This window comes from Pseudomonas sp. NFACC10-1, assembly GCF_900119195.1.
GTDB classification, from domain to species: Bacteria; Pseudomonadota; Gammaproteobacteria; order Pseudomonadales; family Pseudomonadaceae; genus Aquipseudomonas; species Aquipseudomonas cerasi.
Genome location: NZ_FPJB01000002.1, coordinates 841,562 through 866,585, shown reverse-complemented (window position 1 = coordinate 866,585; position 25,024 = coordinate 841,562). Strand labels below are relative to the sequence as shown.

General features: G+C 59.6%; 26 protein-coding genes. 15 read left to right on the top strand and 11 right to left on the bottom strand.

From position 1 onward, the window contains the following. Positions 1-335 precede the first annotated feature (335 nt). Together BT119_RS08640 and BT119_RS08635 are read right to left on the bottom strand one after the other, a co-directional pair. Entirely contained in the window at positions 336-1,559 is a 1,224-nt protein-coding gene (locus tag BT119_RS08640) for a CaiB/BaiF CoA transferase family protein (RefSeq protein WP_170846048.1), read from the bottom strand. Between the two features lie 9 nt (positions 1,560-1,568). Beyond that, entirely contained in the window at positions 1,569-2,750 is a 1,182-nt protein-coding gene (locus BT119_RS08635; RefSeq protein WP_072365344.1) for an acyl-CoA dehydrogenase, read from the bottom strand. A gap of 153 nt (positions 2,751-2,903) precedes the next feature. On the opposite strand from BT119_RS08635, the gene BT119_RS08630 reads away from it, so the two are divergent. The 10 genes from BT119_RS08630 to BT119_RS08585 all read left to right on the top strand — a co-directional run bounded on the left by BT119_RS08630 (position 2,904) and on the right by BT119_RS08585 (position 12,687). After that, a complete protein-coding gene (locus BT119_RS08630; RefSeq protein WP_072365342.1) occupies positions 2,904-3,827 on the top strand; it encodes a LysR family transcriptional regulator in 924 nt (307 codons plus the stop codon). Between the two features lie 405 nt (positions 3,828-4,232). Next, positions 4,233-5,354 carry a Re/Si-specific NAD(P)(+) transhydrogenase subunit alpha gene (locus BT119_RS08625; protein WP_072365340.1) on the top strand — a complete coding sequence of 374 codons (1,122 nt, stop codon included), beginning with the start codon at positions 4,233-4,235 and terminating at the stop codon, positions 5,352-5,354. Positions 5,355-5,364: 10 nt separating this feature from the next. Beyond that, positions 5,365-5,688: an NAD(P) transhydrogenase subunit alpha part 2 gene (locus BT119_RS08620; RefSeq protein ID WP_002555867.1), complete on the top strand. Its 324-nt coding sequence runs from the start codon at positions 5,365-5,367 to the stop codon at positions 5,686-5,688. Continuing rightward, positions 5,685-7,139: an NAD(P)(+) transhydrogenase (Re/Si-specific) subunit beta gene (locus BT119_RS08615; protein ID WP_003432845.1), complete on the top strand. Its 1,455-nt coding sequence runs from the start codon at positions 5,685-5,687 to the stop codon at positions 7,137-7,139. The genes BT119_RS08620 and BT119_RS08615 overlap by 4 nt, the downstream gene beginning before the upstream one ends. A gap of 179 nt (positions 7,140-7,318) precedes the next feature. Next, the gene (locus BT119_RS08610; protein WP_003368016.1) at positions 7,319-8,812 is read left to right on the top strand and encodes an acetyl-CoA hydrolase/transferase family protein; all 1,494 of its coding nucleotides are present in this window, start codon (positions 7,319-7,321) and stop codon (positions 8,810-8,812) included. Between the two features lie 320 nt (positions 8,813-9,132). Further along, positions 9,133-9,348, top strand: a complete 216-nt coding sequence (locus tag BT119_RS08605) for a DUF1127 domain-containing protein (RefSeq protein ID WP_002555870.1) — start codon at positions 9,133-9,135, stop codon at positions 9,346-9,348. Positions 9,349-9,660: 312 nt separating this feature from the next. After that, positions 9,661-9,978: a DUF2388 domain-containing protein gene (locus tag BT119_RS08600; protein WP_003368015.1), complete on the top strand. Its 318-nt coding sequence runs from the start codon at positions 9,661-9,663 to the stop codon at positions 9,976-9,978. Positions 9,979-10,064: 86 nt separating this feature from the next. Beyond that, positions 10,065-10,370 carry a DUF2388 domain-containing protein gene (locus BT119_RS08595; RefSeq protein ID WP_003368014.1) on the top strand — a complete coding sequence of 102 codons (306 nt, stop codon included), beginning with the start codon at positions 10,065-10,067 and terminating at the stop codon, positions 10,368-10,370. A gap of 38 nt (positions 10,371-10,408) precedes the next feature. Beyond that, entirely contained in the window at positions 10,409-10,729 is a 321-nt protein-coding gene (locus tag BT119_RS08590) for a DUF2388 domain-containing protein (protein ID WP_003368012.1), read from the top strand. Next, positions 10,726-12,687, top strand: a complete 1,962-nt coding sequence (locus tag BT119_RS08585) for a DUF7844 domain-containing protein (protein ID WP_072365338.1) — start codon at positions 10,726-10,728, stop codon at positions 12,685-12,687. The genes BT119_RS08590 and BT119_RS08585 overlap by 4 nt, the downstream gene beginning before the upstream one ends. Here BT119_RS08585 and BT119_RS08580 read toward each other — a convergent pair whose 3' ends face one another. The 5 genes from BT119_RS08580 to BT119_RS08560 all read right to left on the bottom strand — a co-directional run bounded on the left by BT119_RS08580 (position 12,688) and on the right by BT119_RS08560 (position 15,770). After that, complete coding sequence (locus tag BT119_RS08580) at positions 12,688-13,065, bottom strand: SCP2 sterol-binding domain-containing protein (protein ID WP_003432843.1); 378 nt, start codon at positions 13,063-13,065, stop codon at positions 12,688-12,690. A gap of 166 nt (positions 13,066-13,231) precedes the next feature. Next, positions 13,232-13,675 carry a hypothetical protein gene (locus BT119_RS08575; RefSeq protein ID WP_003432842.1) on the bottom strand — a complete coding sequence of 148 codons (444 nt, stop codon included), beginning with the start codon at positions 13,673-13,675 and terminating at the stop codon, positions 13,232-13,234. A gap of 247 nt (positions 13,676-13,922) precedes the next feature. Continuing rightward, positions 13,923-14,198, bottom strand: coding sequence for an HU family DNA-binding protein (locus BT119_RS08570; protein WP_003316110.1), 276 nt, complete (start codon positions 14,196-14,198; stop codon positions 13,923-13,925). 192 nt (positions 14,199-14,390) lie between these two features. Then, on the bottom strand, positions 14,391-15,539 hold the full coding sequence (locus tag BT119_RS08565) for an NAD(P)/FAD-dependent oxidoreductase (protein ID WP_044310348.1): 1,149 nt from the start codon (positions 15,537-15,539) through the stop codon (positions 14,391-14,393). A 63-nt stretch (positions 15,540-15,602) separates the two neighbouring features. Continuing rightward, a complete protein-coding gene (locus tag BT119_RS08560; RefSeq protein ID WP_002555879.1) occupies positions 15,603-15,770 on the bottom strand; it encodes a rubredoxin in 168 nt (55 codons plus the stop codon). A 188-nt stretch (positions 15,771-15,958) separates the two neighbouring features. On the opposite strand from BT119_RS08560, the gene BT119_RS08555 reads away from it, so the two are divergent. The 5 genes from BT119_RS08555 (at position 15,959) to BT119_RS08535 (ending at position 21,090) form a co-directional block, all read left to right on the top strand. Next, positions 15,959-16,519, top strand: coding sequence for a chorismate--pyruvate lyase family protein (locus BT119_RS08555; RefSeq protein ID WP_003432840.1), 561 nt, complete (start codon positions 15,959-15,961; stop codon positions 16,517-16,519). Next, on the top strand, positions 16,519-17,412 hold the full coding sequence (gene ubiA / locus BT119_RS08550; protein WP_072365336.1) for a 4-hydroxybenzoate octaprenyltransferase: 894 nt from the start codon (positions 16,519-16,521) through the stop codon (positions 17,410-17,412). The genes BT119_RS08555 and ubiA overlap by 1 nt, the downstream gene beginning before the upstream one ends. A 164-nt stretch (positions 17,413-17,576) precedes the next feature. Beyond that, positions 17,577-18,266 carry a phosphate regulon transcriptional regulator PhoB gene (gene phoB / locus BT119_RS08545; protein WP_002555882.1) on the top strand — a complete coding sequence of 230 codons (690 nt, stop codon included), beginning with the start codon at positions 17,577-17,579 and terminating at the stop codon, positions 18,264-18,266. 96 nt (positions 18,267-18,362) lie between these two features. Further along, a complete protein-coding gene (gene phoR, locus BT119_RS08540) occupies positions 18,363-19,649 on the top strand; it encodes a phosphate regulon sensor histidine kinase PhoR (protein WP_230082027.1) in 1,287 nt (428 codons plus the stop codon). 100 nt (positions 19,650-19,749) lie between these two features. Further along, on the top strand, positions 19,750-21,090 hold the full coding sequence (locus BT119_RS08535; protein ID WP_003367992.1) for a hemolysin family protein: 1,341 nt from the start codon (positions 19,750-19,752) through the stop codon (positions 21,088-21,090). A gap of 62 nt (positions 21,091-21,152) precedes the next feature. Here BT119_RS08535 and BT119_RS08530 read toward each other — a convergent pair whose 3' ends face one another. From BT119_RS08530 to pstB, 4 genes are all read right to left on the bottom strand, one after another. After that, the gene (locus BT119_RS08530) at positions 21,153-22,055 is read right to left on the bottom strand and encodes a peptidoglycan DD-metalloendopeptidase family protein (RefSeq protein WP_003367990.1); all 903 of its coding nucleotides are present in this window, start codon (positions 22,053-22,055) and stop codon (positions 21,153-21,155) included. 190 nt (positions 22,056-22,245) lie between these two features. Next, positions 22,246-23,133 (bottom strand): response regulator, encoded by an 888-nt coding sequence (locus BT119_RS08525; protein ID WP_003432838.1) that lies wholly within the window; start codon positions 23,131-23,133, stop codon positions 22,246-22,248. A 204-nt stretch (positions 23,134-23,337) separates the two neighbouring features. Next, positions 23,338-24,099: a phosphate signaling complex protein PhoU gene (gene phoU, locus BT119_RS08520; RefSeq protein WP_002555887.1), complete on the bottom strand. Its 762-nt coding sequence runs from the start codon at positions 24,097-24,099 to the stop codon at positions 23,338-23,340. Between the two features lie 70 nt (positions 24,100-24,169). Further along, positions 24,170-25,003: a phosphate ABC transporter ATP-binding protein PstB gene (gene pstB / locus BT119_RS08515; protein WP_072365334.1), complete on the bottom strand. Its 834-nt coding sequence runs from the start codon at positions 25,001-25,003 to the stop codon at positions 24,170-24,172. Between the last annotated feature and the right edge of the window lie 21 nt (positions 25,004-25,024).

The window sequence follows — 25,024 nt, the reverse complement described above, 5'->3', positions numbered from 1 at the left end:
CTTTGCAACTTCAACCACTTGCGCTGCGATCAACTCTGGAGTTGCTCATCAGCGGGAGGCGAATTCTACAGCGTTACAACCGCGTGTCAAACTCTTTTTTCTCACCGCTGTCGATCAATCCAGACCCGACCTCCTTCCTCGCTGACTCTTCACTCCAAAACTTTGCAAACTATTGATCTACAAGGCTTTTTCGTTTCCGTCTGCGCCGGAAGTGGGGCGAATTATAGACACCTTACAGAGGGCGTCAACCGTTAATTTCAAAATCGCCGAAATTAACCTTAAAGGCCCCCTGGCTATTATAGAAGAGCTCTTCGCAAACGCTTTCTTCTATATAGCTACAGCACCCCTGCCTCGCGCAGCACAGTGATCTCTTCCTCACCAATCCCCAGCAGCGCCTGCAGCACTTGCGCCGTATGCTCTCCCAGCAGAGGCGGCGCCCTTGTGTATTCGACTGGCGTTTCGGACAGCCGAATAGGGCTGGCCACCTGCGGAACACGCCCGGCCAGCACATGAGGGAGCTCTATGGCCAAACCCCGCGCCACCACGTGCGGATCGGCGAACACCTGAGCCAGGTCATTGACCGGCCCGCAGGGCACACCGGCTGCCTCCAGCTCACTGACCCACTGGGCAGTGGCCTTGAACACTGTCACTTGGCGAATCAACGGAATCAGCTCGGCACGATGAGCCACTCGCAGTTTGTTGGTCAGGAAGCGAGGATCTTCCGCCCACTGCGGCTGCCCCGCAACAGCGGCAAACTTCCTGAACTGACTGTCATTGCCGACAGTAAGGATCAGGTCGCCATCGGCAGTGGGAAAATCCTGATAGGGCACGATGTTGGGATGAGCATTCCCCAAACGCTTGGGCGCTATTCCGGTAGTCAGGTAGTTCATGCCCTGATTGGCCAGGCAGGCCACCTGTACATCCAGCAGCGCCATATCAATGTACTGGCCGATATCGCTTTGATCACGATGGGCCAGAGCGGCGAGAATGGCCGTCGTCGAATACAGACCCGTCAGGATGTCGGTCAATGCGACGCCGACCTTCACCGGCCCCGCACCCTCTTCACCATCGGGCAAGCCGGTAAGACTCATCAAGCCACCCAGCGCCTGAATCATGAAATCGTAACCCGGACGCCGCGCATACGGCCCGCTTTGCCCGAAGCCGGTAATGGAGCAATAAATCAGCCTCGGGTTGACCGCCTTCAGCGACTCGTAATCCAGCCCATAAGCCGCCAGCCCGTCGACCTTGAAGTTTTCGATCACGATGTCGGACTTCGCCGCCAGCTCGCGCACCAGCCTTTGCCCTTCAGGGCGCGTGAAGTCGATAGTGACTGACTGTTTATTACGATTGGCGGACAGGTAATAGGCCGCCTCGGTAGTGTTCTGCCCCGCAGCATCCTGAAGGAACGGCGGCCCCCATGAGCGAGTGTCATCGCCGCCCCCTGGGCGCTCGACCTTGATCACATCGGCGCCAAGGTCAGCAAGGATCTGTCCGGCCCATGGCCCGGCGAGGACTCTCGACAGGTCGAGCACCCGGATATGCGAAAGCGCGCCCATGATCAGCCCTCCTTAATAGAAAGCCTGAATGCCGGTCTGCGCACGCCCCAGAATCAACGCATGCACGTCGTGCGTGCCTTCGTAGGTATTCACAACCTCCAGGTTGACCAGATGCCTGGCGATGCCGAACTCATCCGAGATGCCATTGCCGCCCAGCATGTCGCGAGCCATGCGCGCGATATCCAGCGACTTGCCGCACGAGTTGCGCTTCATGATAGAGGTGATCTCCACGGCAGCCGTACCTTCGTCCTTCATGCGCCCCAGACGCAGGCAACCCTGCAAGGCCAGAGTGATTTCGGTCTGCATGTCTGCCAGCTTCTTCTGGATCAACTGATTGGCCGCCAACGGACGGCCGAATTGCTGGCGATCCAGGGTGTACTGCCGCGCGGTGTGCCAGCAGAACTCTGCAGCACCCAGCGCGCCCCAGGAAATGCCATACCGTGCCGAGTTGAGGCAGGTGAACGGCCCCTTCAGACCGCGCACGTCGGGGAAGATGTTCTCTTCGGGCACGAACACGTTATCCATGACGATCTCGCCGGTGATCGATGCGCGCAAACCGACCTTGCCGTGAATGGCCGGAGCGCTCAGGCCTGGCCAGCCTTTTTCGAGAACGAAACCGCGGATATCGCCGGCATCGTCCTTGGCCCACACTACGAACACATCAGCGATCGGGCTGTTGGTAATCCACATCTTGCTGCCGCTCAAGCGGTAACCACCCTCGACGCTCCGGGCGCGGGTGATCATCGCTCCAGGGTCGGACCCATGATCGGGCTCGGTCAGGCCGAAGCAACCGATCCATTCGCCAGAAGCCAGTTTGGGCAGGTACTTCTGTTTCTGGGCCTGCGTACCGAACTCGTTGATCGGCACCATGACCAGCGAGGACTGCACACTCATCATCGAACGGTAACCCGAATCGATACGTTCGACTTCACGCGCGATCAGCCCATAACACACGTAATTCAGACCGCTGCCACCGAACTCTTCCGGGATGGTCGCCCCCAAGAGCCCCACCTCGCCCATCTCGCGAAAGATGGCCGGGTCGGTTTTCTCGTGACGGAATGCTTCCAGCACGCGCGGGGCCAGCTTGCTCTGGGCGAACTGCTCGGCCGTGTCGCGGACCATGCGCTCTTCTTCGGTGAGCTGTTGATCCAGCAACAAGGGGTCAATCCAGTTAAAGCTTGCCTTACCGCTCATGCCAGTTCCTCGCGTTCAGATGAAATCCTGCAGTGATCCTAGTCCTGGCCCATGCCAGCGACAAACGAGGTTTTATCAAGCATGTGTGCTAATTTCTCACTCCGAGGTACAGAAAGGCGCTCCAAAACAAAAATACCAGTGAGAAGAAAGTACATGAGACGCAAGATACCCAGCACGACTGCACTGGTCAGCTTCGAGGCAGCCGCCCGCCACGAGAGCTTCACCAAGGCCGCTCATGAGCTGTCCCTCACGCAAGGCGCCGTGTGTCGGCAAATCGGCGGGCTGGAAGAGTTTCTCGGCGTCGAGCTGTTCCGGCGTTCGCGCAGGGGCGTAAAGCTCACGGAAGCCGGGCTTTCCTATAGCCGTCGTGTTTCCCAGCAACTGGACGCGGTCGAGCGCGACACACTGTCGGTCATGGGCCAACAAGGCGCCAATGCCATCGAGCTCGCCGTGGTGCCGACCTTCGGCACTCAGTGGCTGCTGCCGCGCCTGAAGGACTTCCAGCACAAGCATCCCGACGTCACGGTCCACCTGACCAACCGCACCCGCCCATTCCTGTTTGCCGACACCGACTTCGATGCCGCCATTTATTTTGGCGATGCGGACTGGTCCGGCACCCAGTCGCATCGACTGATGAGCGAAAACTCCATGCCGGTCTGCAGCCCCTCTTTTCTTGAAGGTCGCGACAGTCTGGGAGCACGTGAACTGGCCGAACTGCCGCTGCTGCAACAGACCACCCGGCCCTACGCCTGGCGCCAATGGTTCAATGCGCAGGATCTGGATGTCGCGCGCGACATGACCGGTCCGCGCTACGAGCTGTTCTCGATGCTGGCGCAGGCGGCCATGCATGACATGGGCGTTGCTCTGATTCCTCCCTTCCTCATTCAACGCGAACTGCAGGAAAAGCGTCTGGTGATCGCGAACACTCGGTCGCTGCTCGGCAGTAAGGCCTATCACCTGATGATTCCTGAGCGCAAAGTTGAATCGGCATCGCTGACTGCGTTTCGTGACTGGCTGATCGAACGGGCCCGGGCTTACCAGTTGCCCCAGGAAAAATCCGACCCATATCTCAGGTAGCCCATAACTGTTGGCACCTACAGATATAAACTTATGTCGCCCTGAAGTAACTTCCAATCGCGCACAGAAAACGGGACATAACCCTTTATTTATAGGGTCTATAGGTCGATACGGCGCATTTATCGGATTTTCGGCAGAAAAACTTTTATCACCTGTTTTTCGTAAGGAATATCGCCGCAGCCCATACAGACAAAGGGCCCTGTCGAATAAGTGCGACAATAGGTCACAGTGTGACTTGTAGTTCACCTATAGTTTCGTTACAGAATGTATTGAAGCCTGCAAACTTCGCCTGCAAAATGCCCCGCCCCTGCTGCAAAGGGGTGTGCTGATTGGCCAAGCCAGACGCACCAGCCGTAGTGCACTGGCCTACATACGAACGATAAAAAATCGCGCAGGAGATTTGTCGTGCACATTGGCGTTCCTCTCGAAACACAAGCGGGCGAAACCCGGGTAGCTGCTACTCCGGAAACCATCAAAAAGCTGATCAGCCAGGGTCACCGGGTTACGGTGCAAAGCGGCGCAGGCCTTCATGCCAGCGTTCCGGACAGCGCTTACGAGGCTGCTGGCGCGGTGATCGGTGACACGCACCAGACCTATGCGGCCGAACTGATTCTCAAGGTCGTCGCACCTGACGAAGAGGCGCTGAGCCTGATCAAAAGCGGCTCGGTGGTCATCGGCATGCTCAACCCCTTCAACAACGAACTGATCGGCAAGATGGCCGCACGCGGCATTACCGCGTTCGCCCTGGAAGCCGCGCCGCGCACATCGCGGGCGCAAAGCCTTGATGTGCTGTCTTCGCAAGCCAACATTGCGGGCTATAAGGCAGTACTGCTCGCCTCGCATCACTACCCGCGCTTCATGCCTATGCTGATGACCGCTGCCGGCACCGTCAAAGCTGCCCGGGTGCTGATCCTCGGCGCAGGCGTTGCCGGCCTGCAGGCCATTGCCACCGCCAAAAGACTTGGCGCCGTGGTAGAAGCTTCGGATGTGCGTCCGGCAGTGAAGGAGCAGATCGAGTCGCTGGGCGCGAAATTCATTGATGTGCCCTACGAGACCGACGAAGAGCGCGAATGCGCCGAAGGCGTTGGTGGCTACGCGCGCCCGATGCCGGCCAGCTGGATGCAACGCCAGGCCGCTGCCGTGCATGAGCGCGCGAAACTGTCGGACATCGTCATCACGACCGCACTCATTCCCGGCCGCAAGGCCCCGGTGCTGCTCGGCGCAGAAACGGTGGCGCAGATGAAGCCCGGCTCGGTGGTGATTGACCTGGCCGCTGCACAAGGCGGCAACTGCCCGCTGACCGTGGCCGATCAAGTGGTTGTCGAGCACGGCGTGATCATCGTCGGCCACACCAACCTGCCCGCTCTGGTCGCTGCCGATGCATCGGCGCTCTACGCCCGCAACCTGCTGGACTTCATGAAGCTGCTGTTCGACAAGGACGGCACATTCTCGATCAACCTCGAAGACGACATCGTCGCCGCATGCCTGATGTGCCGCGACGGGCAAGTTGTCCGCAAGAACGGCTGAGGACACACCAATGGAAGAGCTGATTTCCCCCGGCGTCTACAACCTGATCATTTTCGTACTGGCGATTTATGTCGGCTACCACGTGGTCTGGAACGTCACGCCTGCGCTGCACACGCCACTCATGGCGGTCACCAATGCCATCTCTGCCATCGTTATCGTAGGTGCCATGCTAGCCGCCGCGCTCACGGTCACACCGCTGGGCAAGACCATGGGCACGCTGGCGGTCGCACTGGCAGCCGTGAATGTGTTTGGCGGGTTTCTGGTCACTCGGCGGATGCTGGAAATGTTCAGGAAAAAGGCCCCCAAGGCAAAGGATGAGGCGCCCAAGTCATGAGCATGAATCTGGTTACCCTGCTGTACCTGATCGCATCGATCTGCTTCATCCAGGCACTCAAAGGCTTGTCGCACCCGACCACCTCGCGCCGTGGCAACCTGTTCGGCATGCTCGGCATGGGCCTGGCGGTCATCACCACGATCGGCCTGGTCTTCAAGCTCGCGGCACTGTCTACCGCTGAAGGGACCAGCGCGGGGATCGGCTACATCGTAGTCGGCCTGCTGGTGGGCGGAACCGCTGGCTCGATCATGGCCAAGCGCGTCGAGATGACCAAAATGCCGGAGCTGGTGGCGTTCATGCACAGCATGATCGGCCTGGCAGCGGTGTTCATCGCTATCGCTGCAGTCGTCGAACCTCAATCACTGGGCATCGTTCGCAATCTGGGCGATGCGATTCCGGCCGGCAACCGTTTGGAGCTGTTCCTCGGGGCAGCCATCGGTGCGATCACCTTCTCGGGTTCGGTCATCGCTTTCGGCAAACTCTCGGGCAAGTACAAATTTCGCCTCTTTCAAGGCGCACCGGTACAGTTTTCCGGCCAGCACACGCTCAATCTGGTCCTTGGCCTGGCCACGCTGTTCTTCGGCCTGACCTTCATGTTCACCGGCAGCCTCACTGCCTTTGCGATCATGCTGGCGCTGGCCTTCGTCATCGGTGTGTTGCTGATCATCCCGATTGGCGGGGCCGACATGCCGGTAGTGGTCTCGATGCTCAACAGCTATTCAGGCTGGGCAGCCGCCGGCATCGGCTTTTCGCTGAACAACTCGATGCTGATCATCGCGGGCTCACTGGTGGGCTCCTCGGGCGCGATTCTCTCCTACATCATGTGCAAGGCGATGAACCGCTCGTTCTTCAACGTGATCGGCGGCGGCTTCGGCGGCGCAACGGACTCGGCAGGCCCGGCGGGTGCAAAGGAAGCACGCCCGGTGAAGTCCGGCTCGGCAGACGACGCAACCTTCTTGCTGACCAACGCCGACACGGTGATCATCGTGCCCGGTTACGGCCTGGCAGTGGCTCGTGCCCAGCACGCACTCAAGGAACTGACCGAGAAGCTCGTACACCGCGGCGTCACCGTGAAGTACGCCATTCACCCGGTGGCCGGACGCATGCCCGGGCACATGAACGTGCTGCTGGCCGAAGCCGAAGTGCCTTACGACCAAGTGTTCGAGATGGACGACATCAACTCCGAATTCGGTCAGGCCGATGTGGTGCTGGTGCTCGGTGCCAACGACGTGGTCAACCCGGCCGCCAAGAACGATCCGAAATCCCCTATCGCCGGGATGCCCATCCTGGAGGCGTTCAAGGCCAAGACCATCATCGTCAACAAACGCTCGATGGCCAGTGGTTACGCAGGTCTGGATAACGAATTGTTCTACCTGGATAAAACCATGATGGTGTTCGGAGACGCCAAAAAGGTGATCGAGGACATGGTGAAGGCCGTCGAAAACGCCTAGCCTGACCCCGCTCCATTGAAGCCCCGGCTCGCTTGGCGACCGGGGCTTTTTACATTCCGCGTAACAGTGTTTTGCGCTGGAACCCGCTAATTAGAGCGGTCAAATGCGACCTTGGTAGCAGGACGAAGATCGGCCAAGGCTCTAGACTTGTCGTTCGCTTCTATCTACGAGACAGACCCATGTACCGTGACCGTATCCGCCGGCCCTCCCTGATGAGCAAGGTTATGAGCGCAGCCGACGCTGCCGCCTTGATTGAAGACGGCATGACCGTCGGCATGAGTGGCTTCACCCGTGCAGGCGAAGCCAAGGCTGTGCCCCACGCGCTGGCCGAGCGCGCCAAAGTGACGCCGCTGAAAATCAGCCTGATGACCGGCGCCAGTCTGGGCAATGATCTTGACAAGCAGCTGACCGAGTCCGGTGTACTGTCCCGGCGAATGCCCTTTCAGGTCGACAGCACGCTGCGCAAGGCGATCAACAACGGCACGGTGATGTTCATCGATCAGCATTTGTCCGACACCGTCGAGCTGCTGCGCAATCGACAGATCAAGGCGGTGGACCTGGCCGTGATCGAATGCGTGGCGATCACCGAAGAGGGCCATCTGGTGCTGAGCACCTCCGTGGGCAACTCGGCCAGCTTTGCCATCCTGGCCAAACAGGTCATCGTGGAAATCAACCTGTCCCAGCCACTCGAGCTTGAAGGTCTGCACGACATTTATATACCCAGCTACAGACCGACACGCCTGCCGATTCCAGTCCTGGAGGCAGATTCGCGTATCGGCAGCCACGCGGTGAAGATCGATCCGGCAAAAATAGTCGGCATTGTCATCAGCAACCAGCCTGACTCGCCCTCCACGGTAACGCCGCCTGACGCCGACACTCAGGCCATTGCCAATCATCTGGTGGAGTTCTTCAAGAAAGAAGTGCGCGAAGACCGGCTGACCGACAAGCTGATGCCATTGCAGGCCGGGATAGGCAACATTGCCAACGCCGTGATGCACGGCCTGCTGGCGTCTCCCTTCACGGACCTGACGATGTACTCCGAGGTGCTGCAGGACTCGACATTCGACCTGTTCGATGCAGGCAAACTGACCTTTGCCTCGGGCAGCTCCATGACCTTGTCGGCGGCCAAGCACGCTGAGGTCTTTGCCGACTTCAATCGCTACAAATCCAGGCTGGTACTGCGCCCGCAGGAAATCTCCAACCACCCCGAGGTGATCCGTCGCCTGGGTATCATCGGGATCAATACCGCGCTGGAGTTCGACCTGTACGGCAATGTGAACTCCACCCACATCTGCGGCACACGCATGATGAACGGCATTGGCGGTTCCGGGGACTTCTCGCGTAACGCACACCTGGCGATCTTCGTCACCAAATCGATCGCCAAAGGTGGCGCGATCTCCAGCGTCGTGCCCATGGTCAGCCATGTCGACCACACCGAACACGATGTCGACATCCTGGTCACCGAGCAGGGCCTGGCGGACCTGCGCGGTCTGGCGCCACGCGAACGCGCCAGAGTAATCATCGATAACTGCGTGCATCCGGATTATCGCGATGCGCTGAACACCTATTTCAGTGCCGCTTGCGCCGTGGGCGGGCATACCCCGCACATCCTGCGCGAAGCACTGAGTTGGCACATCAACCTGGAAGAAACCGGGCGCATGCTGCCAGCCTGAACAGGACAGTTGGAAGTGAGCAAGCGCTTTTCCGATTCACTTTCAGCTGGCACCCGAGGGCTTATCGAAAAACTGTACTGCTGTACCGGTCATAAAACTGCCTTGAAAGGTCAAAATCACCACAATCGACCACAAAATGCACCCATAAAGTGCAGACCGGTACAGTTGCCCCATTTATGAACAAAACAGTGTCCAATCACAGTTAACTGAACCCTCACAATACAGGTGAACTGTGTCTATGGAAGCTGGACGCACGCGAGGAAAATGGGCACCAGTCAAGCAACTCACTTATCCCGCCACAAGCGGAAGGAAGTCACACCATGGAACGTACAATCAGTTCCGATCTGTTCAGCGAAAGCACCGTTACCACCGCAAAAGCCTCTCTGCCTCTGCGCGTATTCGCCAACCTGATGCTCTGGCAGCGTCGCCTGTCCAGCCGCCACCAGCTGGCACGTCTGGATGCACGCCTGCTGGCTGATGCCGGTATCAGCGAATCCCAGCGTTACGAAGAGCTGAGCAAGCCGTTCTGGCGCTAAACATGCGCCCGCTGGTCCTTGACCTCTAGGTCTCCCACCAGCAACCCGAATTGCTTCATACAAAACCCGTCTCAGGCAACTGAGACGGGTTTTGTCGTTTCAGGGGCAGATTCAGAGCGCGCCGGCCAAACCAGTACAGATTTAACAAAATCAAAATACGGCAGGTACAGTCATCAAATATTGCAAACTGTGTAAGCCGAAACCGTCGACCTTCATGACAACTGCAGTATGGGTGGGATAGTCTAGCGCTCTACCTCAGCCCTTCGGCTTCACAGGCAGTCTGTGCCCACTTGTCCACAACGGAACTCGATCATGTCTCTGCTACGTAACCTTGGCGCTGTCTTTCTGTTGACCGCCGCAGCCGGTGCAAACGCCTCCAGCTTCATCGTCACCACTGACGCAGTGGTCGATGCCGTCAATGCATCGACGCGCGCGACCTCCAACGTATCCTCGTCCCTGAAAGACGACAAGATCGTTCTTGCCGCCCGTGACGACGCCGCCAGCTTCGTGGCCAGCTCCGGCGACATCCGCAGCGCCCGCCTTGAAGGCGCCTTGCAGCACATCCGCCAGGTCCTGCCTGAACTGCAAGCCAGCGACAGCCAGCTGGCTCAGGCCATTCTGGCCATCTGACCGCTGCGCCCCGGCTACGTGCCGGGGTAGCTCTGGCCCGCGCATTGCGCTAGCCTTGGAGCCTGTTTTGCCGGTTCGTGAAAGTCATGCGTTTAGTGCACCTTCTGTATATCGCTCCCTTTGCCAGCCTGATGTACGTCAGTCAGGTTCAAGCGTTCGATACGACCACGCAAGGCCTGGTCAAGACCGCCTATGCCACCAGTCAGGTCTCGACAGGACCGTTCGATAACAAACTGATCATGGCTGCCCGTGACGATGCGGCTGCATTCATCGCCAGCGACGGAGAAATGCGTGGCGCCCGGCTTGAGTCAGCGCTGCACGCCCTGCGTCAGGCAGATGCAAAACTTCATGCCAGCGACCTTGAACTGGCGCAGGCAATCCTCGTCCAATAGCCACTTTCCCCTCTTCGCGTAACTGGAGACGTCACTACATGCGTACCCCGCTGATTGCTGCTTCCCTTGGCCTGCTCTTGCTGGCCGATTTTGCCCAGGCCCAGACTGTTGTGGCCACGAGCAACATCATCGTTCGTGCGTTCGGCCGTACCATCGATTTCACTTCCGACACCACCACATCGATCCGCGACTCCAAGGTCGTTCTCCAGGCCAAGGACGATGCTGCCAGCTACGTTGCCACCGGTGGTGATATCCACGGTGCCCAACTGGATGCTGCGTTCGACACGCTGCGTAGCCGCGTGCCGGAAGCGCGTGATGCAAGCGATCAGACCTTGGCTGAAGCAATCCTCGCATTGTGAGGCGGTTTCGCGCCTGGCTGCTTGCTGGCGCGCTGTCGCTGGTTGGTACGCATGCCTTTGCCAGCCTGAAGCTGGAACTGCACACCGACGGCCTCGATGCGCCCCAACAACAAGCCAGCCAGGCGCTGCTCGACGAAGCCCTGCACGCCTTACCGCCCAGCTTCGTCGCAGCACTGGATCGCACCGTCGAGGTGAGCTGGTCCGCTGACATGCCGCAGAACGCCTACGGTCAGGCCGCCGGTCCCTATCAGCTGTACCTCAACAGCCACCTGCTGACGTCCTTGACGGACGGCTCGGCAGCCACCGCTCAGACGGGCCGGCCACACGGTACGGTACGCCGGGAGTTGCTCGCTACTGTCCTGCACGAGCTGACCCACGTCTACGACCGCGCCCGCCTGTGGTCTCCCAGCGAGCGAGCGGCGATTTTTCGCTGCACATCACGTAGCAGTTCGCTGGGCAAGGTCGGTCTGCCTGACGACTGCCGCGGCCAGACCGAGCGACGCTTCACCCTGAGTGACGATCCACGCCTGCTGGACCTGGCGGGCTGGCAGCAATATGTCGGACGTCGTGGCGAACGCGAGGAACATAACGGCCAGGTCGCCCGCAGCCCGGACATCTACGAAACCACCAGCCCGCTGGAGTTCGTGGCGGTGAACATGGAGTACTTCCTCCTCGATCCGGCCTACGCCTGCCGTCGCCCTGCCCTGTATGCCTATTACAAGGAGCGTTTTGGCTGGGCACCTGCAGCCCATAATGAATGCCCGACGTTTTACCCCTACCTGAATGCCGGCAGCGACTTCGGCCGAGAGCCACTGGGCAAGCTGGACCCGGAGCGGGTGTATGCGGTGGATTATCTGCTGGCCGAGGCGAACCAGAACTGGGCAAGCCGCTGGGGCCACAGCATGTTGCGCCTGGTGATTTGCAAACCCGGCCGCCCGCGTGGTCCGGATTGCCGACTGGACCTTGATCAGCACCTAGTGCTGTCGTACCGGGCGTTTGTCGGCGACGTGCAGCTGTCCAGCTGGGACGGCCTGATGGGGGCCTACCCGTCGCGCCTGTTCGTCCTGCCACTGGCGCAGGTCATCGATGAATACACCAAAACCGAGCTGCGCAGCCTGGCGTCGGTACCAATCAAGCTGTCGCGTCCGGAAATAGAAGGGCTCGTGCAGCACGCCGCCGAGATGCACTGGAGCTACGACGGCAACTACTACTTCCTCTCGAACAACTGCGCCGTTGAAAACCTGAAGCTGTTGCGCGCCGGTACGCACAACCCCAAGCTCGTCGGCCTGGACAGCATCTTGCCCAACGGTTTGCTTGAAGTCCTCGAAGGCCGCGGGCTGGCTGACACCAGCGTACTGGACGATCCCAAGGAAGCGCTGCGTCTGGGCTATCGGTTCGACTCCTACCGGGATCGCTATCAGGCAATGTTCGAAGTGCTGAAGAAGCACCTGCCGATCAAACAGAACACCGTGGAAGAATGGATGGCGCTGCCCGCCAGTGAGCGCAGCCAGTGGTTTGCTAAAGCAGACCTGCGTACCAGCGCTGCGATTCTGCTGCTGGAGCAGGCCAGCCTGCGCAGGCAACTGTTGTTAGCCCAGGACGAAGTGAAACAGAGCTATCTGGGTGCACGGGAGTTGAAAGACGGCAAGGTTTCCAACGCCACCAAAACGCTGCAGGAGATCCTCGCCAGCAGCGGGTTCCTCAGTCGGCCTGCCGAGCTGCTGGGCAGCGACGGGTACGGTTTGCCACAGGCAGGAGAATGGCAGCGTCTTGAAGCAGAAAGCAGTCAGCGCCAGAAGCAGCTCAAGCGCCTGACCGGTGATCTCGACAAGGAGGTGCGAGCCCTGCTGGAGCCTGAGCGCGCCAAAGAGATTGCCGCCAACGAAGCCAACCTCAAACAGGTGTCGGAGCACCTGAGGGCGTTGCACAAGGCTGCAGGCGGGCTGCAGCTGCCGTGATCAGGCTGCTTTCTTTTTCGGTTTGAGGTATTTGACCAGGCCCTGGAACCAGATCACCAGGGCCGGGTTGCCCTTGATCTGAATATCCTTGTCCTGAATGCCCTTCATGAACGCCAGCTGCTTGTTCTTCGCCTGGAGAGTATCAAAGCCAAAGGCTGCATCACGAAACACGATGGCAAAGGCCGGCTCTGCAACCGTGCCACTTGCACTACGGATCCGTTGTTCATGGACCACGAAGTGACGTGAAATCTTGCCATCTGCAGTCTGCAACTGAAAGGTCAGGTCCTTGCCAGCCAATTGCTGCTGGAACGCCGGATTGTTACGACTGGCGCGGGCCATCAGCAGGCCCAGCATCCACAACAGGAAACGAAATTTCATACACGGCCTCTGAACACGCGAGTTCCGACTCGGAATCGGCGTAGCAGTGTAGCGGGTTATCGGCGCAAAACCTGTAGGACAAAAATGGATTTCGAGGGAGATCGGCACAAAACAGCCCTCGAATATGAGGATGCTGCTCCGCGTGGGGAGCAGTATCACACTGACATCAACGAATGCTGTTGATGCTGCCTTTGTTACCCGTGACCTTTACATCGACCTTCTTGAAGATGAAGTAGTCTTTGACGCTGACTTCGTAGCGCGGCGCAACAATCAGGTCGGCACCGGAGGATTTAACCGCCTTGAAGGCAGCTGCCGCTTTGGTCGTCGAGACAGGATCAGGCAACGCCAGACCCAGGCCGCCACCGCCAGCTGCGCCACCGTAGGTCACGCCGTCGGCGAACTGATTATCGCCGCCGAAGCTCAGGAAATTGAACAGCACGTTGGTGGACGACTCGCCGCTGATGGTGCCGCCAACCTTGACGTCAGCCTTCAGGTCGGTTTTGACCGTGCCTTCCAGCGGCGCGCTTGGCTGGCTGACGTTGTAGCTCACACAACCGCTGGTTGTGGCGATCAGAGCCGCAACAGCAGCAAACTTCCATGGCTTTTTCATTCTGGATTTCCCAAGAGTAATTGAAGGGGTGCAGCAGGGGCGGCACTCTAAGGGAATCAGCAACAAGAAAAAGTCAGGCAAAGCTGGGGCTTTGGAAGGCAATTACACGCAATGGAGTAGGACAATTCTCACAGGGAGCGAGAGGCATCATCGGCGTCATACGGCAGAAACAAGAAACGGGCACCCAATCCGATTGGTGTGCCCGCCTGTGGGTCGTGCGCCTCCCGCCGAGGCGCACACCGGGGTATCAAGGGTTGACGCTGTCTTTCAGGGCTTTCCCCGGCTTGAAGGCAACCGTGTTGCTTGCCTTGATTTTGACCGGCTCCCCGGTCTGAGGGTTCTTGCCAGTGCGGGCGCCACGGTGGCGTTGCAGAAAAGTACCGAAACCTACCAGCGTGACACTGTCCTTGCGGTTCAGTGCGCCAGTAATCTCTTCAAGGATGGCATTGAGAACGCGATTGGATTGCTCTTTGGTGAGATCCGCCTTTTCAGCGATGGCGGCTGCAACTTCTGGTTTACGCATATGAAGCCTCTTTTACGGTTTTTTGTTTTTATGTCCCGCGCCGCTTTTGTAAAACAACGGCCACAAGGCGCCGCGACAGCTCTACGTAGCGGCAGACAAGACCGAGGATGGCATGCCGAACTGACCCGCGCCAGTGCATGAGCGCGGTTTATTGGCAGAAATACGGGGTCAATCCGACAAAATGACGAGAAATCACGCCAATAACGCGGGCAGCACCTTGTTGAGTGCGAGTTTTTCCATAACCGCAGCACCTGTCAGGGCATAGCCCAGCAGATGGCCGTCGGCGTCGTGACACAGCGCCTTGATATCAGCGCCCTGCCCTTCGACGCTCCAATGGCCATCGCTGCCACGCGGCGGCGGCGAAACCACCAGCGGGCAGGCTGGCGTCTTCACGGTGATCGGCATGGGCCCGTATTTGACTGAGGTCGGGTTTCCGGCCAGCGTCTGGGCCAAGGCACGAGCGCAGCTCATCAACGGCATCACGTAGAGCAGGTTGAGACCATCGACCTCAGCGCAATCACCCAGCGCGTGGATGTTGGCGTGGGAGGTTTGCAGCAGGCGGTCGACCAGAATGCCGCGCCCGGTCTGCAGGCCGGCAGCAGCGGCCAGCTCGATGCGAGGACGCAGGCCGATGGCTGAGACCACCAGATCGCAGTCAATCACCTGCCCGTCCGACAAGTGCGCTTGCAGGCCCTCGCCATTGCGATTCAGACGGGTCAGCACCGGCCCCAGATGGAAACGTGCACCCAGGCTTTCAAGGCCGGTTTTCACCGCAGCCGCCGCCTCAGGGGGCAACAGGGTCGGCATGACCTGTTCGCACGGCGCCACCAGATCCACTTCATAGCCGCCCAGGATCAGGTCGTTGGCGAATTCACAGCCAATGAGCCCTGCGCCGAGAATCAGCACCCGACGCTTGCCCGACGCAGCCGCACGGAAACGGGCGTAATCCTGAAGATCGTTGATCGGGAAAATCGCGTCGCCTGCATCGCCTTCCACCGGTACACGAATGGCTTCGGCGCCCCAGGCCAGCACCAGATCGCGGTAATACACCGCCTCTTCGCCGATCCACAGGCGTTTGTGCCCGGCATCGATCCCGCTGATGCGCGTGTGCGTGCGGATCTCGGCCTTGAGCTGATCGGCCATGGCGCCGGCTTCAGCCATGCTCAGGCCGTCGGCTTCCTTGTTTTTGCCAAAGCCGGTAGAGAGCATCGGCTTGGAGTAGGAACGGCCATCATCGGCCGTGATCAATAGCAGCGGCGTGTCTGCGTCCAGCTTGCGAAACTCCCGAGCAAGGTTATACCCCGCAAGGCCGGTGCCGATGATGACGACAGGTGCGCTCATTGTCCTTCCCTATTTCACTGTGCCTGGTGCTCGTTGTTGCCAGCCCTTGTCTGCAGGCAGCAATCAACCGATTTCGATCATTTCAAAGTCCATCTTGCCCACGCCGCAATCCGGGCACAGCCAGTCTTCCGGCACATCCTGCCAGAGGGTGCCGGGCGCAATTCCGTCATCCGGCCAGCCATCGGCTTCGTTATAGATCAGGCCACAGACGATGCATTGCCATTTCTTCATGTCAGGTTCTCTCGTTTATCAGGCTCAATAGCGTACGACGGTCGGTTGCCGTCTTCTGAAGGGGCGTTGTACTGATCGACAGGCGCGGATGCAAGTCTGATTCTATAACTCAGGCTCTACCGACCGTCGGTCGAAACCGGCAATCATGCTAAGCTCGCCGCCTCGTTGGCTGCCGGAACTGGCTTACCGTGACCCAGCAATCCCCCGCATTCATTGGCCCTGTCTGGTTTGAGCGCGAGCAATTGATCGACGTGCCGGACCCGGTAATGCTCGACTGGTTGTTCAATCAGGACTCCCTCACTCGCCGCTTGGACCGTTTGTCTGATGGTCGTTTCAGCGTATTTCCGCAGTTTGAAGGCTGGCAGCCGTTGCGCCCTGACGAGTGCCTGGCGCTGGGCCTGCCAGAGGCTGGCGAGGGCTGGGTGCGCGAGGTGTATTTGCGCGGCAACGGCAAACACTGGGTGTTCGCGCGCAGCGTCGCCGCCCATAGCGCCCTGCAGGATGGCGGCCTGAATATGGATGAGCTGGGCACTCGCTCTCTGGGTGAGTTGCTGTTCAGCGACCCGGCGTTCGTGCGCGGCACACTTGAGGTGTGTCATTACCCCGAGGCCTGGCTACCCGCTGCCGACGCAGCGCGCGGACTGTGGGCACGCCGCTCGCGATTCGATCGCGGCGCATTGAGCGTGCTGGTCGCCGAAGTTTTCCTGCCAGCCCTGTGCACTGCGATCCACGACAAGGACCACGCCTGATGTACCTGTCCCTCCTCAAATCCCTCAATCGTCTGAGCCCGCGCGCCTGGGACTTCATCCAGCTGACACGCATCGACAAGCCCATCGGCGTCTACCTGCTGCTGTGGCCGACCCTGTGGGCGGTCTGGATTGCAGGCAAGGGCTCGCCCTCGCTGCAGACCGTGTTCATTTTTGTGCTCGGCGTGTTTCTGATGCGGGCGGCAGGCTGTGTGATCAATGACTTCGCCGACCGCAAGGTGGACGGCCACGTCAAACGCACCGAGCAACGTCCGCTGGTCAGCGGCAAAGTCAGCTCCAGGGAAGCGCTGGTGCTGTTTGCGGTGCTGGTCGGCCTGAGCTTTGTGCTGGTGCTGTTTACCAACGCGACGACCATCTGGCTGTCGTTCGGCGGTCTCGCCCTGGCGGCCAGCTATCCGTTCATGAAGCGCTATACCTATTACCCGCAAGTGGTGCTGGGTGCTGCGTTCTCGTGGGGCATGCCGATGGCCTTCACCGCCGAAACCGGCGAGTTGCCCGCTGCAGCCTGGTTGCTGTACATCGCCAACCTGCTGTGGACGGTGGGCTACGACACCTACTACGCCATGGTCGATCGCGACGACGACCTGAAAATCGGCGTGAAATCCACGGCAGTACTGTTCGGCGATGCCGACCGGGTCATCATCCTGACCCTGCAAGGGCTGGCACTGGGCTGCCTGATACTGGCCGGTGCGCGCTTCGAACTGGGCGCGTGCTTCTACGTCGGTCTGCTGGCAGCGGCAGGCTGTTTCGCCTGGGAATTCTGGAGCACCCGTGAGCGCGGGCGAGACGCCTGCTTCAAGGCCTTCCTGCACAACCACTGGGCCGGGCTGGCGATATTCCTGGGCATCGTCGCCGACTACGCGGTGCGCGGATAACGGCCACTGCCAGCCTGCGCACGACGGAAATAAATTCATGATCGCGAGGCCTGCGGGCCCCCGCAGCCTGTCAGCGTGCTAGCCTCATTCAGACCTGTCACACGACTGCAATAATTCCGTTATCTAATGCGCCCCAAGACAGTTAAATGACAAGAGGTTCGAGCATGGCTGGCAGGAGCATCCTGATCGTTGACGACGAAGCGCCAATTCGCGAAATGATCGCCGTTGCGTTGGAAATGGCTGGATACGACTGTATTGAAGCCGAAAACTCTCAGCAGGCCCACGCGATCATCGTGGACCGCAAGCCTGACCTGATTCTGCTCGACTGGATGCTGCCTGGCACATCCGGCATCGAACTGGCCCGGCGCCTCAAGCGTGATGAACTGACCGGGGACATCCCGATCATCATGCTCACCGCCAAGGGTGAAGAGGACAACAAGATCCAGGGCCTGGAAGTGGGCGCCGACGATTACATCACCAAGCCTTTCTCGCCCCGCGAACTGGTGGCGCGCCTCAAAGCCGTGCTGCGTCGTGCCGGCCCGACTGACGGCGAAGCGCCCATCGAAGTCGGCGGCCTGCTGCTCGACCCGATCAGCCACCGTGTCACCATCGACGGCAAACCCGCCGAAATGGGCCCGACCGAATACCGTCTGCTGCAGTTCTTCATGACCCACCAGGAGCGCGCCTACACCCGCGGTCAGCTGCTGGATCAGGTATGGGGCGGCAACGTCTACGTCGAAGAACGCACCGTCGATGTTCACATCCGCCGCCTGCGCAAGGCCTTGGGGGATGCGTATGAAAATCTGGTACAAACCGTGCGCGGCACTGGCTATCGTTTCTCGACCAAGAGCTGACAACCGCTGCGTCGATGCAAGGCAATGGCCAGTGCAGACCAGACAAGGATTTACCCCTAATTGAATCAAAATTGGCACGGCACTCTGATACGCCACATGTTGTTGCTGGTCACCGCCTGCCTGTTGGTCGGTCTGATCAGTGGGCAGTATGCCTGGAGCCTGGCCGCCGGGCTGGGACTGTATCTGGCCTGGACCCTCAAGCAACTGTTACGCCTGCACGACTGGCTGAGCAGCCACAAGGCTGACGAGCCGCCTCCGGACGGTTATGGTCTGTGGGGCGAAGTCTTCGACAGCATCTACCACCTGCAACGTCGGGATCAGCGCGTCCGTGGCCGCCTTCAGGCCGTTATTGACCGCGTGCAGGAGTCCACCGCCGCGCTGCGTGATGCAGTGATCATGCTCGACAGCGACGGCAACCTGGAGTGGTGGAACCGTGCCGCTGAAACCCTGCTGGGCCTGAAGACGCCACAGGACAGCGGTCAACCCGTGACCAATCTGGTGCGGCATCCACGCTTCAAGGAATACTTTGCGCTGGGCGACTACAGCGAACCGCTGGAAATCCCGTCGCCAACCAACGATCGCCTGCGCATTCAGTTGCTGATCACCCGTTACGGCAACAACGAACACCTGATGCTGGTCCGCGATGTGACGCGCATCCATCAGTTGGAGCAGATGCGCAAGGACTTCGTCGCCAACGTGTCTCATGAGTTGCGGACACCGCTCACGGTGATCTTCGGCTATCTGGAAACGCTGCTCGACAACGTCGACGAGGTCAATCCGCGCTGGGTACGTGCGCTGCAACAGATGCATCAGCAAGGCGGGCGCATGCAGACGCTGCTCAATGACCTGCTGTTGCTGGCCAAGCTCGAGGCCACCGATTATCCGTCGGACAATCACCCGGTGGTCGTCAATACACTGCTCAAGACCATCACCGCCGATGCCAACGCGCTGTCGGGCAGCAAGAACCAGCAGATCCACCTCAGCCTGGAAAGCGACATGCGCCTCAAGGGCAGCGAAAGCGAGCTGCGCAGCGCGTTTTCCAACCTGATCTTCAATGCCGTGAAATACACACCGGCCGAGGGCGTGATCCGTATTCGCTGGTGGGCCGACGAACGGGGCGCGCACCTGAGCGTGCAGGATTCAGGAATCGGCATCGAGACCAAACACCTGCCGCGCCTGACCGAGCGCTTCTACCGGGTCGACACCAGCCGCGCGTCCAATACCGGCGGCACAGGGCTCGGTCTGGCCATCGTCAAACATGTGCTGCTGCGCCATCGCGGCAACCTCGAGATCAACAGTGTTCTCGGCAAGGGCAGTGTTTTTATCTGTCACTTTGCCAGCGCTCAGTTGTCCAAACCCGCGAGCGACGATTCAGACTACTAGGCAATCCTGCTTCGAGCCGCTACATTGCCGGGTTCATGGCGTCTTCTCTGACGTGACACGACCCTCTTCCTGATTAATACGGACCCTGCAAAACCCCATCATGGACCCTTCCCCTAGTTTTAACCTGTCTTCACTCTTCGCCGATTTCGGCATGATTCTTTTTGCTTTGTTCCTGGTCCTGCTCAACGGCTTTTTCGTTGCGGCAGAGTTCGCCATGGTCAAACTGCGCTCGACCAAGGTTGAAGCCATTGCCGACAAGAACGGCTGGCGCGGGCACATCCTGCGCAAGGTCCATGGCCAGCTGGACGCCTACCTTTCGGCCTGCCAGCTGGGTATCACCCTCGCCTCTCTGGGTCTGGGCTGGGTCGGTGAACCGGCCTTCGCGCACCTGCTGGAGCCATTGCTCGCGGCGATGGGCGTGGACACGCCGGAATTGATCAAGGGCGTGTCGTTCTTTACCGCCTTCTTCATCATTTCCTATCTGCACATCGTGATCGGCGAGCTGGCCCCCAAATCCTGGGCGATCCGCAAGCCGGAGCTGCTGTCGCTGTGGACAGCGGCGCCGTTGTACTTCTTCTACTGGTTGATGTACCCGGCCATCTACCTGCTCAACGCCAGCGCCAACGCCATTCTGCGCATCGCTGGCCAGGGTGAGCCCGGCCCGCACCATGAACACAGCTACAGCCGCGACGAACTGAAACTGATCCTGCACTCCAGCCGTGGCCAGGACCCCAGCGATCAGGGCATGCGCGTGCTGGCGTCGGCAGTGGAAATGGGCGAGCTGGAAGTGGTCGACTGGGCCAACTCCCGCGAAGACATGGTGTCGCTGGACTTCAATGCGCCGCTCAAGGAAATCCTCGCCTTGTTCCGCCGTCACAAATTCAGCCGTTATCCGCTGTATGACGCTGAACGTGGCGAGTTCGTCGGCCTGTTGCACATCAAGGACCTGCTGCTGGAGCTGGCAGCGCTGGACCATATTCCGGAGTCGTTCAACCTCGCCGAGCTGACCCGCCCGCTGGAACGTGTTTCCCGGCACATGCCTTTGTCACAGTTGCTCGAGCAGTTCCGCAAGGGTGGCGCGCACTTCGCCGTAGTAGAAGAAGCCGACGGCAAGATCGTGGGCTACCTGACCATGGAAGACGTGCTCGAAGTGCTGGTGGGCGACATCCAGGACGAACACCGCAAGGTTGAACGCGGCATTCTCGCCTATCAGCCCGGCAAACTGCTGGTACGGGGCGATACGCCATTGTTCAAGATCGAGCGCCTGCTGGGCGTCGACCTGGATCACATCGAAGCCGAGACGCTGGCCGGTCTGATCTACGACACGCTCAAGCGTGTGCCGGAAGAAGAGGAACAGCTGGAAGTCGAAGGCCTGCGCATCATCATCAAAAAGATGAAAGGCCCGAAAATCGTTCTGGCCAAGGTACTGAAGCTGGACTGACCCGATCAGCGCCGCCTGTTCAGGATCGGACGCAGGGCGTAGAGCTATGAATAGCTCCCCCCTCAATTCCCGCCGACGGCGAAGTTGGGCAGACTCTGTACCGGTGTGGCGAATTCGTAGGGGATCGAGACCAGTTCGTTGCCCGAGTTGCGCTGCACGACGAAGTGCAGGTGCGGGCCGGTGCTGTTGCCGGTGTTGCCCGAACGTGCCAGCGCTGTTCCAACACTCACCCGTTGACCTTCCCTGACACTCACCGAGCCGCGCATCAGGTGCAGGTAGACGCCCATGGTGCCGTCGTCGTGCAGAATGCGCACAAAGTTGCCTGACGCATTCGAGCCGCGCCCTGACTGGCTGTTTTCGATCTTCACCACCGTGCCGCCGCGCGCGGCAATGATCGGCGTGCCTTCCGGCATGGCGATGTCCATTGCATAGCGCCCTTTGACGCCGTAATGGCTGTATCGGCCATTCGGGCCCTGCGTCAGGCGGAACGGCCCGCCAATCCACGGCAGCGGGTATTTGTAGGCTTGCACCGAGCCCTTGGGATCACCCAGGGTTGATGTCAGCACCGAGGCGTAGTTCATCGGCTTGCTCCCCACCTTGGGGCTCAAGACCACCACGCGCTGGTTGCTGCGCGCAGGGATCGTGCGACGCAACGTTGCCGACGAGCCAGAGACCCCCAGCACGTTGGTCACACTGGAAAGCCTGAGTTCAACTTCGACCGGGGCGTACAGATCGTTGCGCACATACAGGCTGTGTACGCCCTTTTCACGCCTGACACTCAAGTGCACCTGGCCGTCGATACGCTCGACCATGCGGTCCCGAAACACCATGACCGATGCGCCGGGCGTCGGCCGGTCCGAAAAGGACACCACGCCATTGGCATCGGTGAATTTATAAATCGTGACAGCCCCGGCCGACTGCACAGTCAACGTCAGGGCAAACAGGATAAGCAGGCGTTCAAGCATCGGAGATGTTCGGGTTCAAGGGCACTGGGTGCCAAGCCTAGCAGCCTTGCAGGCAGAAGAGGACGCAAGGGTATCAATCGGACATGAATGAAGCGTCAAGGAAGGCGCGCCAGAGGCTCGGTACGCGGTGTCGTGTAACACCGCGCAAGGCTGACGCGCATGGGCATGCCACTCAGCTCAGAGGCAGGTATCAGGCGCCCGGGATGAAGTGCTTCTGCGCCGTGCCACGAGCGATCAGACGCGACAGGTAATCGAGCTTCTGCGCGTCGTGATCGACAAAGCGGAAGGTCACTTGCAACCATTCGCTGTCGGGCTTCTGCTCGAACGCGGCAACAGAGTGCAGATAGCCGTTCAGGCGTGCGACCTCGTTTTCCTCGCCCTGCTCCAGGTCCAGCACCGCGCTATCGAGTACCTGTGGCAGGTTTTCGCTGACGCGAATCACCAGTGTGGCGTCTTTCAGGGTGAGGGCCTTGATCACACACGACTGAGTGCCGTTGGGCAGGCGCAACTGGCCCTGGCCGCGACCGGTCGGCTCTGCCGATCTGACGGGTGCAGGGGCTGGCTTGGGAGCAGCGGCGGCGGCAACAGGCGCGGCACGAACCACTTCGGCCTTGCCACCGGTCAATGCGCTCAGCGAGTCATTGAGCGGCGAGTTCATGCGTGCCGGGGCTGTGGACATGACGGCGTCGAGCTTGCCGACTTTTGCCAGTGCTTTCTTGACCTTGGTCAGCAGCTGTTCATTGGTGAACGGCTTGCCGACAAAATCGGTCACACCGGCCTGAATGGCCTGCACGACGTTTTCCTTGTCACCACGGCTGGTCACCATGATGAACGGCACGGTTCTCAGGTAATTGTCTTGCTGACGGCACCATGTCAACAGCTCCAGGCCGGACATTTCTGGCATTTCCCAGTCGCACAGAATCAGGTCGAACGCCTCTTTGCCCAGCAACGTCTGAGCCTTGCGACCATTGACCGCGTCCTCGGTATGAATCCCGGGAAAATAATTGCGCAGCCCTTTCTTGACCAAGTCGCGAATGAAAGTCGCGTCATCCACCACCAATACACTGACCTTACTCATCGACGCTCCTGCGGGCGTGTTCACCTGGAGGCGAACTGCGGTATGCCAACACGCCCTTTGTTTCGGCAAGCATAGCGTTGACCGATAGCCAACTGCCATATTGATTGACTGCGCCGCGACATTTAATCCGCAGGCGACGGGAAATACTGATCTGCGTAACGAAAAACGCCCAGCGCGTGCTGGGCGTTTTTCTCGCAGGCAATCTTACTTATCGTCAGCGTCGCCCGGAACATTAGCGGTTTCGCTCGATATACCCTGCACTTCTTCCTTCATGCGCTTGAGACCCATGTGCCGCACGTCGGTCCCACGCACGAGATAGATCACCAGCTCGGAAATGTTGCGCGCATGGTCGCCGATTCGCTCCAGAGAGCGCAGCACCCAGATGACGTCCAGTACCCGGGAGATCGAGCGTGGATCTTCCATCATGTAGGTCGCCAGCTCGCGCAGGGCCGTCTTGTACTCGCGGTCGATGGTCTTGTCGTACTGCGCCACCGACAGGGCCAGCTCGGCGTCGAAACGGGCGAACGAATCCAGCGCATCGCGCACCATGTTGCGCACCTGATCGCCGATGTGACGTACCTCGACGTAGCCGCGTGGTGCCTCGCCCTCTTCGCAGAGCTTGATGGCACGGCGCGCGATCTTGGTCGCTTCATCACCAATGCGCTCCAGGTCGATCACCGACTTGGAAATGCTGATGATCAGGCGCAGGTCGGACGCCGCAGGCTGACGACGAGCCAGAATGCGCAGGCATTCCTCGTCGATGCTGCGCTCCATCTGATTGATCCGGTCGTCGACCTCGCGAACACGTTGGGCTAGACCGGAGTCTGCCTCGATCAGCGCTGTGACCGAATCGTTCACCTGCTTCTCGACCAGGCCACCCATTTCGAGCAAATGGCTGCGAACGTCTTCGAGTTCAGCGTTGAACTGTTGGGAAATGTGATGCGTATGGCTGTCTTTGTGGATCATGCTGGGTGTCCTTGGAACGTCCGGTTAATTGCGAAAACGCAGCGGTGGTTCAGGGCTGACGAAGCACGTACTACCCGTAACGACCGGTGATGTAGTCTTCTGTCTGTTTTTTTGCCGGGTTGGTGAACAAGGTATCCGTATCACCAAACTCGACAAGCTTGCCCATGTACATAAACGCGGTGTAATCCGACACCCGAGCCGCCTGCTCCATGTTGTGGGTAACGATCACAATGGTGTATTTCGATTTCAGTTCGTAGATCAGTTCTTCGACTTTAAGGGTCGAAATCGGATCGAGTGCCGAACAGGGTTCGTCGAGCAGCAGGACTTCCGGCTCCACGGCGATCGTTCTGGCAATGACCAGACGCTGCTGCTGCCCCCCGGACAAACCCAATGCCGACTCATGCAGTCGATCCTTGACTTCATCCCAGAGCGCAGCGGCTTTCAGCGCCCACTCGACAGCTTCATCGAGCACGCGCTTCTTGTTGATCCCCTGAATACGCAGCCCGTAGACCACGTTTTCATAAATCGTCTTGGGGAACGGATTGGGCTTCTGAAACACCATGCCGACGCGGCGACGCAACTCGGCGACTTCCTCGCCCTTGGTGTAGATGTTGTGCCCATACAGGTTGATCGCGCCCTCGACCCGGCAACCATCGACCAGGTCGTTCATGCGGTTGAAGCAGCGCAACAACGTCGATTTGCCACACCCGGACGGACCGATGAACGAGGTCACCTTCTGCTTCGGGATATTCAGGGCAATATCGAACAGCGCCTGCTTGTCGCCATAGAACAGATTCAGGCCTGGCACTTCGATGGCCACGCTCTCGTCGGCCAGATCCAGACGTTGCTTGTGACGCCTCAGGGCCGACATGTTCATGCCACTCGTCGGGCTTTCATGCTGCATGGATTGCTCCTGTGCGAACTG

Coding starts and splice junctions, on each gene's coding strand:
- BT119_RS08600 (WP_003368015.1), top strand. CDS start 9,661: ATGTCTCTGCTACGTAACCTTGGCGCTGTCTTTCTGTTGACCGCCGCA.
- BT119_RS08580 (WP_003432843.1), bottom strand. CDS start 13,065: ATGAAATTTCGTTTCCTGTTGTGGATGCTGGGCCTGCTGATGGCCCGC.
- BT119_RS08595 (WP_003368014.1), top strand. CDS start 10,065: ATGCGTTTAGTGCACCTTCTGTATATCGCTCCCTTTGCCAGCCTGATG.
- BT119_RS08525 (WP_003432838.1), bottom strand. CDS start 23,133: ATGAGTAAGGTCAGTGTATTGGTGGTGGATGACGCGACTTTCATTCGC.
- BT119_RS08615 (WP_003432845.1), top strand. CDS start 5,685: ATGAGCATGAATCTGGTTACCCTGCTGTACCTGATCGCATCGATCTGC.
- pstB (WP_072365334.1), bottom strand. CDS start 25,003: ATGCAGCATGAAAGCCCGACGAGTGGCATGAACATGTCGGCCCTGAGG.
- phoB (WP_002555882.1), top strand. CDS start 17,577: ATGGCTGGCAGGAGCATCCTGATCGTTGACGACGAAGCGCCAATTCGC.
- phoU (WP_002555887.1), bottom strand. CDS start 24,099: ATGATCCACAAAGACAGCCATACGCATCACATTTCCCAACAGTTCAAC.
- ubiA (WP_072365336.1), top strand. CDS start 16,519: ATGTACCTGTCCCTCCTCAAATCCCTCAATCGTCTGAGCCCGCGCGCC.
- BT119_RS08635 (WP_072365344.1), bottom strand. CDS start 2,750: ATGAGCGGTAAGGCAAGCTTTAACTGGATTGACCCCTTGTTGCTGGAT.
- BT119_RS08590 (WP_003368012.1), top strand. CDS start 10,409: ATGCGTACCCCGCTGATTGCTGCTTCCCTTGGCCTGCTCTTGCTGGCC.
- BT119_RS08605 (WP_002555870.1), top strand. CDS start 9,133: ATGGAACGTACAATCAGTTCCGATCTGTTCAGCGAAAGCACCGTTACC.
- BT119_RS08575 (WP_003432842.1), bottom strand. CDS start 13,675: ATGAAAAAGCCATGGAAGTTTGCTGCTGTTGCGGCTCTGATCGCCACA.
- BT119_RS08560 (WP_002555879.1), bottom strand. CDS start 15,770: ATGAAGAAATGGCAATGCATCGTCTGTGGCCTGATCTATAACGAAGCC.
- BT119_RS08570 (WP_003316110.1), bottom strand. CDS start 14,198: ATGCGTAAACCAGAAGTTGCAGCCGCCATCGCTGAAAAGGCGGATCTC.
- phoR (WP_230082027.1), top strand. CDS start 18,363: ATGTTGTTGCTGGTCACCGCCTGCCTGTTGGTCGGTCTGATCAGTGGG.
- BT119_RS08630 (WP_072365342.1), top strand. CDS start 2,904: ATGAGACGCAAGATACCCAGCACGACTGCACTGGTCAGCTTCGAGGCA.
- BT119_RS08610 (WP_003368016.1), top strand. CDS start 7,319: ATGTACCGTGACCGTATCCGCCGGCCCTCCCTGATGAGCAAGGTTATG.
- BT119_RS08620 (WP_002555867.1), top strand. CDS start 5,365: ATGGAAGAGCTGATTTCCCCCGGCGTCTACAACCTGATCATTTTCGTA.
- BT119_RS08565 (WP_044310348.1), bottom strand. CDS start 15,539: ATGAGCGCACCTGTCGTCATCATCGGCACCGGCCTTGCGGGGTATAAC.
- BT119_RS08530 (WP_003367990.1), bottom strand. CDS start 22,055: ATGCTTGAACGCCTGCTTATCCTGTTTGCCCTGACGTTGACTGTGCAG.
- BT119_RS08535 (WP_003367992.1), top strand. CDS start 19,750: ATGGACCCTTCCCCTAGTTTTAACCTGTCTTCACTCTTCGCCGATTTC.